Origin of the sequence: Pseudomonas sp. PD9R (assembly GCF_019200975.1) — a bacterium.
Lineage (GTDB): Bacteria > Pseudomonadota > Gammaproteobacteria > Pseudomonadales > Pseudomonadaceae > Aquipseudomonas.
Genome location: NZ_JAHTMR010000002.1, coordinates 167,226 through 182,997, shown reverse-complemented (window position 1 = coordinate 182,997; position 15,772 = coordinate 167,226). Strand labels below are relative to the sequence as shown.

The 15,772-nt window shown below is 59.8% G+C and carries 14 protein-coding genes and 1 pseudogene; 10 read left to right on the top strand and 5 right to left on the bottom strand.

Translation table 11 applies throughout. From position 1 onward, the window contains the following. Window positions 1–85: 85 nt before the first annotated feature. Complete coding sequence (locus tag KUF73_RS05340) at window positions 86–562, bottom strand: CS1 type fimbrial major subunit (protein WP_218437019.1); 477 nt, start codon at window positions 560–562, stop codon at window positions 86–88. 517 nt (window positions 563–1,079) lie between these two features. Between KUF73_RS05340 and KUF73_RS05335 the strand changes: the two genes are divergently transcribed. Both KUF73_RS05335 and KUF73_RS05330 read left to right on the top strand, forming a co-directional pair. Then, a complete protein-coding gene (locus tag KUF73_RS05335) occupies window positions 1,080–1,655 on the top strand; it encodes a PadR family transcriptional regulator (RefSeq protein ID WP_218437018.1) in 576 nt (191 codons plus the stop codon). Next, window positions 1,652–2,437 carry a siderophore-interacting protein gene (locus KUF73_RS05330; protein WP_218437017.1) on the top strand — a complete coding sequence of 262 codons (786 nt, stop codon included), beginning with the start codon at window positions 1,652–1,654 and terminating at the stop codon, window positions 2,435–2,437. The genes KUF73_RS05335 and KUF73_RS05330 overlap by 4 nt, the downstream gene beginning before the upstream one ends. An 86-nt stretch (window positions 2,438–2,523) precedes the next feature. Here KUF73_RS05330 and KUF73_RS05325 read toward each other — a convergent pair whose 3' ends face one another. Further along, entirely contained in the window at window positions 2,524–3,177 is a 654-nt protein-coding gene (locus KUF73_RS05325) for a Pr6Pr family membrane protein (protein ID WP_218437016.1), read from the bottom strand. 2 nt (window positions 3,178–3,179) lie between these two features. Beyond that, entirely contained in the window at window positions 3,180–3,410 is a 231-nt protein-coding gene (locus tag KUF73_RS05320) for a VF530 family DNA-binding protein (protein ID WP_056855216.1), read from the bottom strand. Window positions 3,411–3,815: 405 nt separating this feature from the next. On the opposite strand from KUF73_RS05320, the gene KUF73_RS05315 reads away from it, so the two are divergent. From KUF73_RS05315 to cmoB, 8 genes and pseudogenes are all read left to right on the top strand, one after another. After that, window positions 3,816–5,198: a carbohydrate porin gene (locus tag KUF73_RS05315; RefSeq protein WP_218437015.1), complete on the top strand. Its 1,383-nt coding sequence runs from the start codon at window positions 3,816–3,818 to the stop codon at window positions 5,196–5,198. A 35-nt stretch (window positions 5,199–5,233) separates the two neighbouring features. Continuing rightward, a pseudogene (locus KUF73_RS31305) lies at window positions 5,234–5,311 on the top strand (outer membrane lipoprotein carrier protein LolA); the annotation flags it as partial. 108 nt (window positions 5,312–5,419) lie between these two features. Beyond that, entirely contained in the window at window positions 5,420–7,828 is a 2,409-nt protein-coding gene (locus KUF73_RS05310; protein ID WP_218437014.1) for a glucose/quinate/shikimate family membrane-bound PQQ-dependent dehydrogenase, read from the top strand. A 302-nt stretch (window positions 7,829–8,130) separates the two neighbouring features. Beyond that, window positions 8,131–10,548 (top strand): endopeptidase La, encoded by a 2,418-nt coding sequence (gene lon, locus KUF73_RS05305; RefSeq protein WP_218437013.1) that lies wholly within the window; start codon window positions 8,131–8,133, stop codon window positions 10,546–10,548. 191 nt (window positions 10,549–10,739) lie between these two features. Further along, window positions 10,740–11,132: a protease inhibitor I42 family protein gene (locus KUF73_RS05300; RefSeq protein WP_218437012.1), complete on the top strand. Its 393-nt coding sequence runs from the start codon at window positions 10,740–10,742 to the stop codon at window positions 11,130–11,132. Between the two features lie 2 nt (window positions 11,133–11,134). Then, window positions 11,135–11,776, top strand: a complete 642-nt coding sequence (locus KUF73_RS05295) for a lysoplasmalogenase (protein ID WP_218437011.1) — start codon at window positions 11,135–11,137, stop codon at window positions 11,774–11,776. A gap of 164 nt (window positions 11,777–11,940) precedes the next feature. Continuing rightward, window positions 11,941–12,684, top strand: coding sequence for a carboxy-S-adenosyl-L-methionine synthase CmoA (cmoA, locus tag KUF73_RS05290; RefSeq protein WP_218437010.1), 744 nt, complete (start codon window positions 11,941–11,943; stop codon window positions 12,682–12,684). Next, the gene (gene cmoB, locus KUF73_RS05285) at window positions 12,681–13,637 is read left to right on the top strand and encodes a tRNA 5-methoxyuridine(34)/uridine 5-oxyacetic acid(34) synthase CmoB (protein WP_218437009.1); all 957 of its coding nucleotides are present in this window, start codon (window positions 12,681–12,683) and stop codon (window positions 13,635–13,637) included. The genes cmoA and cmoB overlap by 4 nt, the downstream gene beginning before the upstream one ends. An 81-nt stretch (window positions 13,638–13,718) precedes the next feature. On the opposite strand, the gene tadA is transcribed toward cmoB, so the two are convergent. Both tadA and KUF73_RS05275 read right to left on the bottom strand, forming a co-directional pair. Then, window positions 13,719–14,213 (bottom strand): tRNA adenosine(34) deaminase TadA, encoded by a 495-nt coding sequence (gene tadA / locus KUF73_RS05280; RefSeq protein ID WP_218437008.1) that lies wholly within the window; start codon window positions 14,211–14,213, stop codon window positions 13,719–13,721. Next, window positions 14,213–15,592, bottom strand: coding sequence for a multicopper oxidase family protein (locus KUF73_RS05275; protein WP_218437007.1), 1,380 nt, complete (start codon window positions 15,590–15,592; stop codon window positions 14,213–14,215). The genes tadA and KUF73_RS05275 overlap by 1 nt, the downstream gene beginning before the upstream one ends. Window positions 15,593–15,772: the final 180 nt, after the last annotated feature.

Here is a 15,772-nt window from a genome sequence, read left to right as displayed (position 1 = left end):
GTCAAAGCACGGCCGACAAACCGAACAGTTTGTCGACCGGGTACGTTACTTGGAACAAGTAAACGTTTACCGTCGCAGCTGTAACTTAGACGGAAGGTTCAACTACCAGCATGACAACGCCGGTGTAATCACCCGCGTCAGGCTTGACGCCGGTTGCGCTGATTTTGAACGGCGCGCGATAGCGGGTGTTGGACTCAGTGTCGCCAACAACTTCCTGCGAAGCGGTCGTCAACGTTTTGCCGTTGAGTTCGACTTTCAAATCAATGGTCTTGCTACCGGCGATCAGCTTCGGCACGCCTTCCAGGCGGGCGTGAACCTTGCCGGCGGTGTGCAGGACGTCAAAGTGCCCATCGACCGTTCTCATCGTACCGGTGGACGGGTTGTAGCTCATGTCCTGATCCTTGTTGACCAGGTCCGAATCAACCGGTACCGCGTAGAAATCGTCGGATGGAACATGAGCAACAATGTTGATGGAGTGCTTGGCTTCGGTGGCGGCAAACGCCATCGAGGAGCTCAGTGCCAGAACAGCCAGAGGAGCAGCAAACGCGATCTTCTTGAACATCTTTCAGTACCTGTCTTTTAAATAAAAGGATCTAAGTATTGAAAGTTTCGCTGGATCAAAACAGTCACGAGCAGTGCTGACCCACCGAAACTTTCAATGCCGAAAGATGATCGGTCAATTCATCTGGAAAGTAAGCAGGCAAGTTCCTTAAACCTTGTAGCCAAGACGCTACTACCGAGGCTGAAAAAACCTGAAATAAAGGTTAATCGAATGTTTGACTGTAAGAGACAGACTACAAACCGCGCCCTATAAGTAATGATAAGCAGATACTCACCAAGCCACTTCTGTAAGACGGATACCACGCGCCCCGCAAACTCTGGATGAAAACGTGACATTAGAGAGTTAACACTAATTTCCGCTTTTTCACCTGTATTAATGGTCGCCATTTTTTCGATCGTGGGGCGTTTTTATCGGGCGATCCGTTCGAGACATCCGCGACAACCATCGGTCGGAAGGCCTTGCGCCCTCCGCAAGATATATCTTAAGTTGTATCTAAATACGACGAGAGAACGAAAAAATGAGAGACCATCATTCCCCCCACCGCGAACACGGCGATGGCCGTGACGGCTTCGAAAAACGCCCGGGCCGCGAACGCGGTGGACGCGGCCCGCGGGTATTCGCCCCCGGCGACCTGAAACTGCTGCTTCTGGCACTGATTGCCGAACAGCCCTGCCACGGCTATGACTTGATTCGCCAGATCGAAGGCATGTTCGACGGCGCCTACAGCCCGAGCCCCGGCGTGATCTACCCGACCCTGACCTTTCTGGAAGAGAGCGAGATGATTCAGGGCGACGCTGAAGGCGGGAAAAAACGCTACAGCGTGACGGACGCCGGGCGCTTGTCCCTGACCGAACAAGCCGTCGCCCTCGAAGGCGTGCGGGTGCGCATCGATGTGAGCAAACGCTCGTTGCGCGGTCATGATCGCCCCCCGGAAATTCACGAGGCGGTGCACAACCTGCGCCATGCCTTGCAACTGCACCACGGCCGCTGGAGCCCGGAAGAAATCCAGCGTGTCGCCGCCATGCTCAACAACACCGCCAAGGCCATCGTCGACGGCCCCGCCGTTCAGGTTGCCCAGGAGAAAGCCGAATGACTGAAGTGATTACACAAACCATTCACCGCGTCATGCACGAAATCAAACGCCGTCGCCTGCAGGTGCTGCGGGTGGTCGACCTGACACCGCGCATGCGCCGGGTCACATTGGGTGGGCCTGAGCTGGCGGGTTTCGTCAGCCTCGGCACCGACGATCACGTCAAATTGCTGTTCCCGCAGAATGCGGCCGAACAGGCCGCGCTGGAAACCCTGGTGCTTGGCGCCGGCAAAGACAACGGACCGATGCCCGCCATGCGCGATTACACGCCGCGTCGTTACGACCTCGACACGTTGGAGCTGGACATCGACTTCGTGCTGCACGGTGACGGCCCTGCCGCCACCTGGGCCGAACAAGCAAAACCGGGGCAATTCCTGCACATCGGCGGGCCTCGGGGTTCGATGATCGTGCCGGATATTTTTGACAGCTACCTGCTGATCGGCGACGAAACCGCCCTGCCCGCCATCGCCCGACGCCTCGAAGGCCTGCCGGCCAACCGCCGTGCACTGGTGATCGTGGAGGTGGAGAACGGCAAGGAACAGCAAGTGCTGGAGAGTGCCGCTGACGTCAATGTGATCTGGGTGCTGCGTGAAGGCGGCAAGGATCATTTACTGACTACCGTGCGCCAGGTTCAGGTTCCCACCGGCAGTTTGTATGCCTGGGTTGCGACCGAAAGCAAAGTGTCGCGGCAGATCCGCCGGGTGTTGCTGGATGAGCATGGGCTGGAGGAGCAATTCGTCAAAGCGGTCGGCTATTGGCGGCTGGGTGACAGCGACGACGAGTAGGCCTTGAAAGATCGCAGCCTGCGGCAGCGCCTACAGGGAACGTCTTCCAAATGTAGGCGCTGCCGCAGGCTGTGATCGTGGCAATCTCACTGATGCCGAAAACGTCGATCCAGCCCAATCACCAACAACGCAATCACCACAAACCCCACCAACAATCCCCCGGCATTGATAAACACCTGTGGATAACCCAACTTTTCCACATCAATGAACGGATACGGATAAACCGCCAGCAAATGCCCGCGCAGCAGCGAATACGCGAAATACACCAGTGGATAAATCACCCACAACCCGATGTGCCTCAGACGCAACGTCCCCTTGGGCACCCAGCAAAACCAATAGCCCAGAAACAGCAGCGGCATGACGTCATGCATCAGCTCATCGGCTAGCCATTGCCAGCCTTGCGGATGCCATAGATGGCGCAATAACACGTTGTAGGCCAGGCCGACCACGACGATGCTCACGGCAATTCCACTGCTGACCCACGGTTGCAAAAACCAGCGTCGCGCGGCCGATTCACGGGGGGTCAGTTCACAGGTCAAAACCGTCGCCACCAAGGTATTGCTCAGCACGGTGAAATAGCTGAAATAGCTCATCAAGCCGCCCAGCAGGCTGGCTTCCAGCGTCCAGCGCGAATAGAAAATCAGGTACAGCTGAATGCTCAATCCGGCCCAGCCGAGAACGGCCGCCACCGCCACAATACGACGCCGTGCGGCAGCTACTGGCGTCGATGGATGGTCCATGTTCAGAGTGGGCGCTTGGTGCGCATCAGCTTCACGTACAAGCGCTCGACCTTCTCCCGTGCCCATGGGGTTTTGCGCAGAAACGTCAGGCTCGATTTGATGCTCGGGTCACTCTTGAAGCAGCGGATATCGATGCGCTCGGCCAGCCCGGACCATTCGTAGTGTTCAACCAGCGCGTTGAGGATTTGCTCCAGCGTTACGCCGTGCAGCGGGTCGTTATTCTGTTCGGTCATGCCGGGCCTTTGCGAAGTAGGGGTGGGAAGCCGCGCACCTTAGCCGAGGGCTTCGTTGGGGGGAAGCGATCTGTGTGCTCTTGTTAAATGTAGGTGAATCGCAAAAGATCGCAGCCTTCGGCACCTCCTACATTGGAATGCATACCCTGTAGGAGCGAGCTTGCTCGCGATGGCGTCAACGATGACGCCTGCAGTCTGAATAAACGCGGTGTAGTGACATTCTTCGCGAGCAAGCTCGCTCCTACAGGGACGACTGTTACCGATTCTGAAAAGATGCATGTCTGTAAAAGCCCTTTCTCTATTTGTAACAGAACATTATCCTTGCCCCCGCCTTAAGCTGAAACGCTTCCGCTCATTCACCCCACTCCGTTTATCCCCCAGAAAAAGATCAAGAATTTCCTCTCTATGCCTGATTTACAACCCTCGCAAGACAGCGATGTCTTTATGCCTGTTGCCTGCGGAAAAGCTTTGAACCTGATTGGCGGATTCACCGCGCTGAGCCTTGCAACCTGCACTCAGGCAGCACCGGCTTTCGACAGCGATTCCCCGTGGATGCTCGGTGACTGGAACGGCACTCGCACCGAGCTTGCGGAAAAAGGCTACGACTTCAAAGTCGATTACACCGGCGAAATGGGCAGCAATCTGCACGGCGGCCACGACCACGATCGCACGGCGCGCTACAGCGACCAATTCGCCCTCGGCACGCATCTGGATTTGCAGAAAATCCTCGGCTGGGACGATGCCGAATTTCAGCTGACCGTCACCGAACGCAGCGGAAACAACATCAGCAACGACCGCATCAACGACCCGCGCGTCGGCGGTTTTACTTCGGCTCAGGAAGTCTGGGGCCGTGGCCAGACCTGGCGTCTGACGCAGATGTGGTATCAGCAGAAATTCGTCGATCAAACGCTCGACATCAAGGTCGGTCGTTTCGGCGAAGGCGAAGACTTCAACAGCTTCCCCTGCGACTTCCAGAACCTGGCGTTCTGCGGCTCCCAGGTCGGCAACTGGGTGGGCGGAATCTGGTACAACTGGCCGGTCAGTCAGTGGGCGATGCGGGTCAAATATCACCTCACGCCGCAGCTGTATGCGCAGGTCGGCGCCTACGAGCAGAACCCGTCGAACCTTGATCGCGGCAACGGCTTCAAGCTCAGCGGCAGCGGCACCCAAGGCGCGATCCTGCCGGTGGAACTGGTGTGGTCGCCGAAGCTCAATGGCCTGCCAGGCGAATACCGCGCCGGTTATTACTACAGCAGCGCCAACGCCACCGATGCCTATAAAGACAGCAATGGCCAGCCCGCAGCCCTGAGTGGCGAAGCTTACCGCAGCGCGTCGAGCAAGCACGGCGTATGGCTGGGCCTCCAGCAGCAGATCACCAGCATCGCCAGCGACCATTCGCGCGGCCTGAGTGTGTTCGCCAACGGCACGATGCACGACAAGAAAACCAACGCCATCGACAACTACGTTCAGGCGGGTCTCGTTTACAAAGGCCTGTTCGACGCCCGCGCCAAAGATGACATCGGCTTCGCGCTGGCCCGTGTGCACGTCAACCCGGCCTATCGCAAGAACGCCGAAGCGACCAATCAGGCTCACGCCGTTTATGCCTACGACGACCCGGCCTTCCTGCCACCGCAGGACACCGAATACAGCGCCGAACTCTATTACGGCGTGCACGTTACGAACTGGCTGACCGTGCGCCCGAACCTGCAATACATCCGCCACCCCGGTGGCGTGGACCAGGTCGATGACGCGCTGATTGGCGGGATCAAGATCACCTCATCGTTCTGAAACCCAAACCCACTGTAGAAGCGAGCTCGCTCGCGATGGTCGTCAACGATAACGCTGCGAACCTGACACCCCGCGGCGTTCTCAGGTTTTTCGCGAGCAAGCTCGCTCCTACAGAGTGATCGCATCAACCCAACAGTTTCTATCTGAACCATGCCCGCACAGGATCGTCATCTACAGTGAACTTGCGCGGGACTACTTAAAACGTCACGGAGAACCACACTATGAGCACTGAGGGTGCTTTGAGTCGAAGCCGTCTGCTGCCGAGCCTGCTCGGTATCCTGCTTCTGCTAATGGGCCTGGCCATGCTGGCCGGGGGGATCAAGCTGAGCATGCTCGGCGGCTCGCTGTATTACCTGCTGGCCGGTATCGGCCTGGCGCTGACCGGCATCCTGCTGATCGCCGCTCGCCGCGCTGCGCTGGGCCTGTACGCACTGGTGCTGTTCGCCAGCACCGTCTGGGCGCTGTGGGAAGTCGGCCTCGACTGGTGGCAGCTGGTGCCGCGCCTGGCGATGCTGTTTGCGCTGGGTATCGTCATGCTGCTGCCGTGGTTCCGCCTTCCGCTGTTGCGCGAAGGCGCCGCGCCGATGGGCACCGGCGCCTTGAGCGTGGCCGTGGTCATCGCTGGCGTCGCTGCACTGGCCAGCCAGTTCACCAACCCCGGTGAAATCAAGGGTCAACTGGACCGCGACAGCGTGCCGGGCATGACCAACACAGCCCCGGCCATGCCGGACGGTGACTGGAACTCCTACGGCCGCAGCGCCCACGGTGATCGTTACTCGCCGCTGGCACAGATCACCCCGCAGAACGTGAGCAAACTGGTGCCAGCCTGGACTTACCGTACCGGCGACCTGCCCGGGCCGGGCGATCCGGGTGAAACAACGGCGGAAAACACCCCGCTGAAAGTCAACGGCATGCTCTACGTCTGCACGCCGCACAGCCAGGTGATCGCGCTGGACCCGGACACCGGCAAGGAAATCTGGCGTTTCGATCCGAAGCTTTCGACGCAGAACGCGGCGAATTTCAAGGGTTGGGCGCACATGACCTGCCGTGGCGTGTCGTATCACGATGACGCCGTGTATGCCTCCGAGCAGAGCCCGACCGGCAGCGCCAGCGCGGCCGTCGCCAGTGCCTGCCCGCGCCGGATTTTCCTGCCGACCGCCGACACTCGCCTGATCGCCCTGAACGCCGACACCGGCAAGATGTGCGAAGACTTCGGCGACAAAGGCCAGGTTGACCTGCGCGCCAACATCGGCGGCTTCACCGCCGGCGGCTACTACTCCACTTCGCCGCCAGCGGTCACCAAAGACCTGGTGGTGATTGGCGGCCACGTCACCGACAACGTGTCCACCGACGAGCCAAGCGGCGTGATCCGCGCGTTCGACGTGCACACCGGCAAACTGGTGTGGAACTGGGACAGCGGCAAACCGGACGATACAACGCCTATTGCCGAAGGCCAGACTTACACCCGCAACTCGCCGAACATGTGGTCCATGTTCGCGGTCGATGAAAAACTCGGCATGCTCTACCTGCCAATGGGCAACCAGACCCCGGACCAGTTCGGTGGCGCGCGCACCCCTGAATCGGAACTGCATTCCGCCGGCCTGACCGCCCTGGACATTGCCACCGGTAAAGTGCGCTGGCACTTCCAGTTCACCCACCATGACCTGTGGGACATGGACGTCGGTGGTCAGCCAACGCTGATGGACCTGAAAACCGCTGACGGCGTAAAACCCGCAGTACTTGCGTCCACCAAGCAAGGCAGCATCTACGTACTGGACCGCAGCACCGGCCAGGCCATCGTGCCGATCAACGAAATTCCGGTGCCACAAGGCGCTGTCGCCGGGGATCACACCTCGCCGACCCAGCCTAAGTCCGACCTGAACCTGATGCCGCCGCCCTTGAAAGAACGCGACATGTGGGGCGTCACGCCATTCGACCAACTGATCTGCCGGATCGACTTCAAATCCATGCGCTACGACGGCCCGTTCACGCCGCCATCGCTGCAAGGTTCGATCGTTTATCCAGGCAATTTCGGCGTGTTCGACTGGGGCGGCATCTCGGTTGACCCGGTGCGTCAAATCGCATTCGTGAACCCGAGCTACATGGCGTTCAAATCGAAACTGATCCCGGCCGCCGAAATCGCTGCCCAAGGCCCACGCAAAAGCGAAACCGAAGGCGTGCAGCCAAACAAAGGCGCGCCGTACGGTGTGGTGCTCGAAGCATTGCTGTCGCCGATGGGTTTGCCTTGCCAGGCACCAGCGTGGGGCTATGTGGCAGCGGTCGACCTAACCACACATCAAGTCCTGTGGAAGCACAAGAACGGCACCGTGCGCGACAGCTCGCCGGTGCCAATCCCGCTGAGCATGGGTGTGCCCAGCCTGGGCGGCACCTTCACCACTGCCGGTGGCGTAGGCTTCCTCAGCGGTACTCTTGACCAGTACTTGCGGGCCTACGACGTGAAAAACGGCAAGCAACTGTGGGAAGGCCGCCTGCCAGCCGGCGCGCAGACTACGCCAATGACCTACACCGGCAAGGACGGCAAGCAATACGTGCTTGTGGTCGCTGGCGGTCACGGTTCGCTGGGCACCAAACAAGGTGACTATGTGATCGCGTATAAGCTTTCGGAATAAGCGGTAACGGCAGTTAAAACAAAGGCGACTCCCTCACAGGAGCCGCCTTTTTTGTTGCCGTACACCAACCCTTTAGGAGCTGCCGCAGGCTGCGATCTTTTGATCTTTAATTTTCAAGATCAAAAGATCGCAGCCTGCGGCAGCTCCTACATAAGCAAAAGCAGCGCGGTGTGCTCCCAGGATCCAGCTAACCTGAATCCCTGCTGAATACACCTTCGAATATCCCATTAACCCCAACGCATCATTGAAACCACCGCCAACCTGCCCCATCTAAGACCCATACCCCATTGCGCAGGTGCCCCATGAGCGACCAGCAAGAATTCCCCGAAGACCCGAGCGAATACGCCGACCCGGAAAAAGCCCCGCATCACACCACCGGCAAAGGTCTCGCCTTACCCGGCCAGAACCTGCCGGACAAGGTCTATATCATCCCGATCCACAACCGACCGTTCTTCCCGGCGCAGGTGCTGCCGGTCATCGTCAATGAAGAACCGTGGGCCGAAACCCTCGACCTGGTCAGCAAATCCGATCACCAGTCCCTGGCCCTGTTCTACATGGACACGCCCCAGGAAGACCCGCGCCACTTCGATACCTCAGCCCTGCCGCTCTACGGCACGCTGGTCAAGGTGCACCACGCCAGCCGCGAAAACGGCAAACTGCAATTCGTCGCCCAAGGCCTGACCCGTGTACGCCTGAAAACCTGGCTCAAGCACCACCGCCCACCGTACCTGGTGGAAGTCGAATACCCGCACCAGCCCACCGAGCCGACCGACGAGGTCAAGGCCTACGGCATGGCGCTGATCAATGCGATCAAGGAACTGTTGCCGCTCAACCCGCTGTACAGCGAAGAGCTGAAGAACTACCTCAACCGCTTCAGCCCCAACGACCCATCGCCGCTGACCGACTTCGCCGCCGCCCTCACGTCGGCGACAGGCAGTGAGCTGCAAGAAGTGCTCGATTGCGTGCCGATGCTCAAGCGCATGGAAAAAGTCCTGCCGATGCTGCGCAAGGAAGTCGAAGTCGCGCGCCTGCAAAAAGAAATTTCCGCTGAAGTAAACCGCAAGATCGGCGAGCATCAGCGCGAGTTTTTCCTCAAGGAACAACTAAAGGTTATCCAGCAAGAACTCGGTCTGACCAAGGACGACCGCAGCGCCGACCTCGAACAGTTCGAACAACGGCTGACCGGCAAGGTGCTGTCGCCGCAAGCGCAGAAGCGCATCGAAGAAGAGATGAACAAACTGTCGATCCTCGAAACCGGATCGCCGGAGTATGCGGTCACCCGCAACTACCTCGACTGGGCAACCTCGGTGCCGTGGGGTGTGTATGGCGAGGATAAACTCGACCTCAAGCACGCGCGCAAAGTGCTCGACAAACACCACGCAGGCCTGGATGACATCAAGGACCGCATCCTCGAATTCCTCGCGGTCGGTGCCTACAAAGGCGAGATCAGCGGTTCCATCGTGTTGCTGGTGGGGCCACCGGGCGTGGGTAAAACCAGCGTCGGTAAATCCATCGCCGAATCCCTCGGCCGGCCGTTCTACCGCTTCAGCCTCGGCGGCATGCGCGACGAAGCCGAGATCAAGGGCCACCGCCGCACTTACATCGGCGCGCAACCGGGCAAGCTGGTGCAGGCGTTGAAAGACGTCGAAGTGATGAACCCGGTAATCATGCTCGACGAAATCGACAAGATGGGCCAAAGCTACCAGGGCGACCCGGCCTCGGCGCTGCTGGAAACCCTCGACCCGGAACAGAACGTCGAATTCCTCGACCACTATCTCGACCTGCGCATGGACCTGTCGAAAGTCCTGTTCATTTGCACCGCCAACACCCTGGATTCGATTCCCGGTCCGTTGATGGACCGCATGGAAATCATCCGCCTGTCGGGTTACATCACCGAAGAAAAAGTCGCCATCGCCAAGCGCCACCTGTGGCCGAAACAGCTTGAAAAGGCCGGCGTGTCGAAAACCAGCCTTAGCATCAGCGACAGCGCACTTAAAGCGCTGATCGATGGTTATGCTCGCGAGGCCGGTGTGCGTCAGCTGGAGAAAAACCTTGGCAAACTGGTGCGCAAAGCGGTGATGAAACTGCTCGACGACCCGAACGCAATGATCAAGCTCGGTCCGAAAGACCTCGAAACCTCGCTGGGCAAACCGGTATTCCGCAACGAGCAAGTGCTGTCCGGAACGGGCGTCATCACCGGCCTGGCCTGGACCAGCATGGGCGGCGCGACCCTGCCAATCGAAGCAACCCGCATCCACACCCTCAACCGCGGTTTCAAACTCACCGGGCAACTGGGTGACGTGATGAAAGAGTCGGCAGAAATCGCCTACAGCTACGTCAGCTCCAATCTGAAGTCGTTTGGTGGCGATCCGAAATTCTTCGACGAAGCCTTCGTGCACTTGCACGTACCGGAAGGCGCCACGCCGAAAGACGGCCCGAGCGCCGGCGTGACCATGGCCAGCGCCCTGCTCTCGCTCGCGCGCAACCAGCCACCGAAAAAAGGCGTGGCCATGACCGGCGAATTGACGCTGACCGGGCACGTACTGCCGATTGGTGGCGTGCGCGAAAAAGTCATCGCGGCGCGGCGGCAGAAGATTTTCGAGCTGATCTTGCCGGAGGCGAACCGGGGTAACTTCGAGGAATTGCCGGAGTACCTGAAGGAAGGGATTACGGCGCACTTTGCCAAGCGGTTTGCGGATGTGGCGAAGGTGTTGTTCTGACAGTGATGTAGCGCCAGTAATATCGCATTCGCGGGCAAGCCTCGCTCCTACAAGGTTGCATCAAACCTGTAGGAGCGAGGCTTACCCGCGAATGCGTTGGCCCGGCCACCACCTGCCTCCGCTGGCTGTCACACTTTGTCTCATCTCGGTTATGCTCGCCGTTCGTCGTGAATGCCGGAGCCACTGACCTTATGTCCCCCACTCGCCTGTTTGTCCCCCTCGCCCTCTCGCTGCTGGCCGCTTGCGCCACGCAACCGAAGCACAACGTGACCGTGGAAAAACAAAGCGAATGCCCGGTGCAACTCGCCAGCGGGCAAAACCTGATCCTGACCCTGCCGAGCAATCCGACCACGGGTTACCGCTGGGCGATTCAGGATTCGGCCGGTGGTGTGTTGCGCGCGCTTGGCCCAGAGGTATATCGAAACCCGGAAGATGCCGGCGTCGTGGGTGCGGCCGGCGTGTCGACCTGGCGTTTTCAAGCGTTCGCCAGCGGCACCGGGCGTTTGCGCCTGACCTCGCAGCAGCCTTGGGCGCCGGAAGTGCTGCCGGTGGAATCGTTCGACTGCGACATCGCGGTTAACTGACCGTGGGCTGGCTGATTCTGGCGCTGATGGGCGCGGTGACGTTCCTTTACGGCCTCAGCGTGCATGCCGCGCTGCTGTGCCTGCTGGTCAAGCCGCTGCCCGTACTGGCGCTGCTCGGCTGGCTGAACGATGCGCCGCCCAGCGAATATCGGCGCTGGATCAGCCTCGGCTTGATTTTCTCCCTGCTCGGCGACGTATTGCTGGCGTGGCCGGGGGATTTGTTTGTGTTTGGGCTCGGGGCGTTTCTGGTCGCGCATTTGGCTTATCTGAAAGCCTATTTGAGCGATTGCCGGCGATTGGCGGTATTGCCACTGATCCTGGCCCTCAGTGTCGGTGCCGTATTGCTGGGGATTCTGATCTCTCACGGGCTGGGACCGTTGCTGATTCCGGTGATTGTTTATGGCCTGGCGATCAGCGCCATGCTCTGGCGGGCACTGGCCCGGGTCGGTACCGATGTGCCCAAACGCTCGGCACTGTTGGCTGCCGCCGGGGCGGTGGCGTTTGTTTTTTCCGACAGCGTGATTGGTATCAGCCGCTTTGTCGTGCCGTTCGAGGCGGCGGCTTACGTGATCATTCTCAGCTACTGGCTGGGGCAATGGGGCATTACTGCTTCGGCGTTTGATCAGACACCGCGTTCAGCTTGAGAAAAAGATCGCAGCCTGCGGCAGCTCCTACATGGATCGCATTTCAATGCAGGAGCTGCCGCACACTGCGATTTTTTGATTTGGCGCTTTATCAGACAACCCGCGCATCCGTGCCGCAAGTTGGCTAAAATGCCGGCCTTTTCATCTACGCCGCTGGAACCGCCGTGAGCAAAGAACCCGATCGCCTTTTCGCCCAGCCTTTGGCCCAGGTGCCTGACTTCGCCTTTAACGAGGACGTGGTGCGGGTGTTCCCGGACATGATCAAGCGCTCGGTGCCAGGTTATCCGACCATTGTCGAAAACCTCGGCGTGCTTGCCGCGCAGTTCGCGCAGCCCAATAGCGTGCTCTACGACCTGGGTTCGTCCCTCGGTGCCGTGACCCAGGCATTGCGCCGTCACGTGCGCACCGACGGTTGCCGCGTCATCGCTGTGGATAACTCTGCGGCGATGGTCGAGCGCTGCCGCGAATACCTCAACGGTCAGGACTCGATGTTCCAGGAGTTGCTGCCGGTCGAGGTGATCGAAGGTGACATTCTCGCGCTGCAATTCCAGCCGGCCTCGGTGGTGGCGCTGAATTTCACCCTGCAATTCATCGCCCCTGATCAGCGCACGGCATTGCTCAGCCGCATCCGCCAATCGCTGCTGCCCGGCGGTGCGCTGATCCTCTCGGAAAAACTGCGCTTTGAAGACGAGCAGGAGCACGCGTTGCTCACCGACCTGCACATCGCCTTCAAACGCGCCAACGGCTACAGCGAACTGGAAATCGCCCAGAAGCGCAGCGCCATCGAAAACGTCATGAAGCCCGACAGCCTTGAAGAACACCGCGAACGCCTGTTGGCCGCCGGGTTCTCGAAAGTCGTGCCGTGGTTCCAGTGTCTTAACTTTGCCTCGTTGATTGCCTTGCCATGATTGATCTGTACCCCCTCGCCCGCCGTCTGGCTGGCACGCCGCTGGCCGATTGGGCCAACACCCTGCAGGCGCAACTCGACAAGAAAATGGAAAAGGGTCACGGCGACCTGGAACGCTGGCAAAGCGCGCTGGACGCCTTGCCGAAAATCCAGCCGACTGAAGTCGACCTGTTGAACGGTCTGAAACTGGACACCGATTGCGACGATGAAACCCGTGCGCAAATGCGCACCGCGTTGATGGGCTTGTCGCCATGGCGCAAAGGGCCGTTCGACCTGTTCGGCGTGCACGTCGACACCGAATGGCGCTCGGACTGGAAATGGTCGCGGGTCGCGCCGCATCTGGACCTCAAGGGCAAGCGCATCCTCGATGTCGGCTGCGGTAACGGCTACTACATGTGGCGCATGCTCGGTGCCGGCGCGGACAGCGTGATCGGTGTCGATCCGAACTGGCTGTTCTTCTGCCAGTTCCAGGCGGTGCAGCGTTACCTCTCGGAGCCCAATGCCTGGCACCTGCCGTTTCCTTTCGAAGACTTGCCGCCGAATCTCGAAGGGTTCGACACGGTGTTTTCCATGGGCGTGTTCTACCACCGCCGTTCACCCATCGAGCATTTGCTGGCGCTGAAGGACTGCCTGGTCAAGGGTGGTGAGTTAGTGCTGGAAACGCTGGTGGTCGAAGGCGACAAGCATCAGGTGCTGGTGCCGGAAGACCGTTATGCGCAGATGCGTAATGTGTGGTTCCTGCCGTCGGTGCCGGCGCTGGAATTGTGGCTACGGCGTGCGGGCTTCACCGATGTGAAATGCGTGGACGTGAGCGTGACCACGGTCGAGGAACAGCGCGGGACGGAGTGGATGAAGTATCAGTCGTTGAGTGATTTCCTTGATCCGCAAGATCACAGCAAGACCGTTGAAGGGTTACCAGCGCCAATGCGGGCAGTCCTCGTGGCCCGCAAATAAAGCAAGATCAAAAGATCGCAGCCTTCGGCAGCTCCTACATTGATCCCTGTAGGAGCTGCCGAAGGCTGCGATCTTTTGATCTCACTCCCGGCTCGCGCGTCGAGCCTTGAAGAATTCGCTCAACACCGCCCCACACTCCTCCGCCAACACCCCGCCGTCATACAGCACCCGATGATTCAAAAAGCCCTGGGTAAAAAACTGTCCCTGGCTTTGTACGATCCCCGCTTTCGGCTCCAGCGCGCCGTACACCACCCGCGCAATCCGCGAATGCACGATCAGCCCGGCGCACATGCTGCACGGTTCCAGCGTCACGTACAGCGTACTGCCCGGCAGGCGATAGTTGCTGACGGCCTGGGCGGCCGCGCGGATCGCGACCATTTCGGCGTGGGCGCTCGGGTCGTTACCGATGATCGGGCAGTTGAAGCCACGCCCGATGATTTCACCGTCCTGCACCAGCACCGCGCCTACCGGCACTTCGCCGAGGGCCGCGCCTTGGGCAGCGAGGGCCAGCGCTTCGCGCATGAAGTCTTGATCACGGCTGCGGTCGATGATGGTAGCGGGACGTATCTGGCGCATCACGCCACCTCGATGGCGGCCATCAGGCCGGTTTCCATGTGATCGATCACATGGCAATGGAACATCCACACGCCGGGGTTATCCGCCACCAGCGCCACTTGCGCGCGCTCGTTCTTGCCCAGCAGATAGGTGTCGGTGAAGTACGGAATGACCTTGTGCCGGTTCGAGGCGATGACCTTGAAGCTCATGCCGTGCAGGTGAATCGGGTGTTGATACTGAGTCATGTTCTTCAATTCGAAAATGTAGCTCTTGCCCTTTTCGAGTTTGGCAATCGGGCGGTCGGCGCAGGTCTTGTCGGTGATGTCCCAGGCCTTGCCGTTGATCTGCCACAGGCTCGGTGGCTTGCCGTTGTCGACATTCACCGACACCGAGCCTACCCATTCGAAATTGAAGTTGAGTTTCTCGGCATTGGCCAGGTCCGGCTCGGCCACCGGATTGGCGGGCAGCGCGGGCGGCCAGTCGGTCGGCGCATCGGTGTTGGCCACCGAACGAAACGTGCCCAAGCGTACGGGGCCGTTGCGCAGGGCCAGTTCTTCACCAGCCGGTGGGGCCTTGATCGCCAGGCAAATGCGCATGCCGGGGCCAAGCCAGTATTCCTTGCCGAGCGGTCGCGGCTCGATGGGGTTGCCGTCCAGCGCATAAATCTGCGCTTCGACGCCCGGAATATTCAGTCGATAAGTCAGCGTGTTGTCGAGGTTAAGCAGACGCACGCGAGTGATCTGCCCGGCAGGCAAGTCGATCACCGCTTGCGAGACCCCGTTGATGGTCGACAAACGCCCCGCCGTACCGCCACGGGCTGCTTCGCGAGGTACGCTGAACGCGACAAAAGCGCCTTCTTCATCGACGTGCCAACTCTTGAGACTCAAGGTTTTCTCGTACTTGAAACCGGCAGGCTCGCGCTCTTCGATGATCAGCGGCCCGACCAGACCACGACCGAGTTCTTCGCTGCTGTTCACGTGAGGGTGATACCAGTAGCTGCCCGCGTCCGGCACGCGGAATTTGTAGTCGAAGTATTCACCCGGCAGCACCGGCAGTTGCGACACGTAAGGCACGCCGTCCATTTCCAGCGGCAGGCGGATGCCGTGCCAGTGAATGGTGGTGGCGACCGGCAGGTGGTTGATGAATCGCACCCGCAGCCATTCCCCCTGACGCACCCGAAGTTCGGTGCCTGGTGCCGACGGGCCGAAGGCCCAGGCCGGGGTCTTGTGCCCGGCCACCAACTCGACGTCCAGCGGTGCGGCAATCAGCTCATAGTCGTGGCCGGCCTCATCAGCATCGGCCATCTTGCCCAGCCAGTAACGCGACGCGCCACCGGCCCCCACGCCAACCACCACAAGACCGGCCAGACCACCGAGTATTTGTCGACGGGTAAAGGACATGAACTCAACTACCTCACGTATCAGCGACAGGCCCAAGGCCCGCAAAAGGCGAATACGATACACCTGCGGTTGCGAAACAGTAAGGGCGACCTGGGGTCGCAGATCTTCCACAGGCATAACTATGTAGTGCACATGCCTTGAAAAAACCGGTCATCGTCAATGCCCACTTCTCAAGGACAG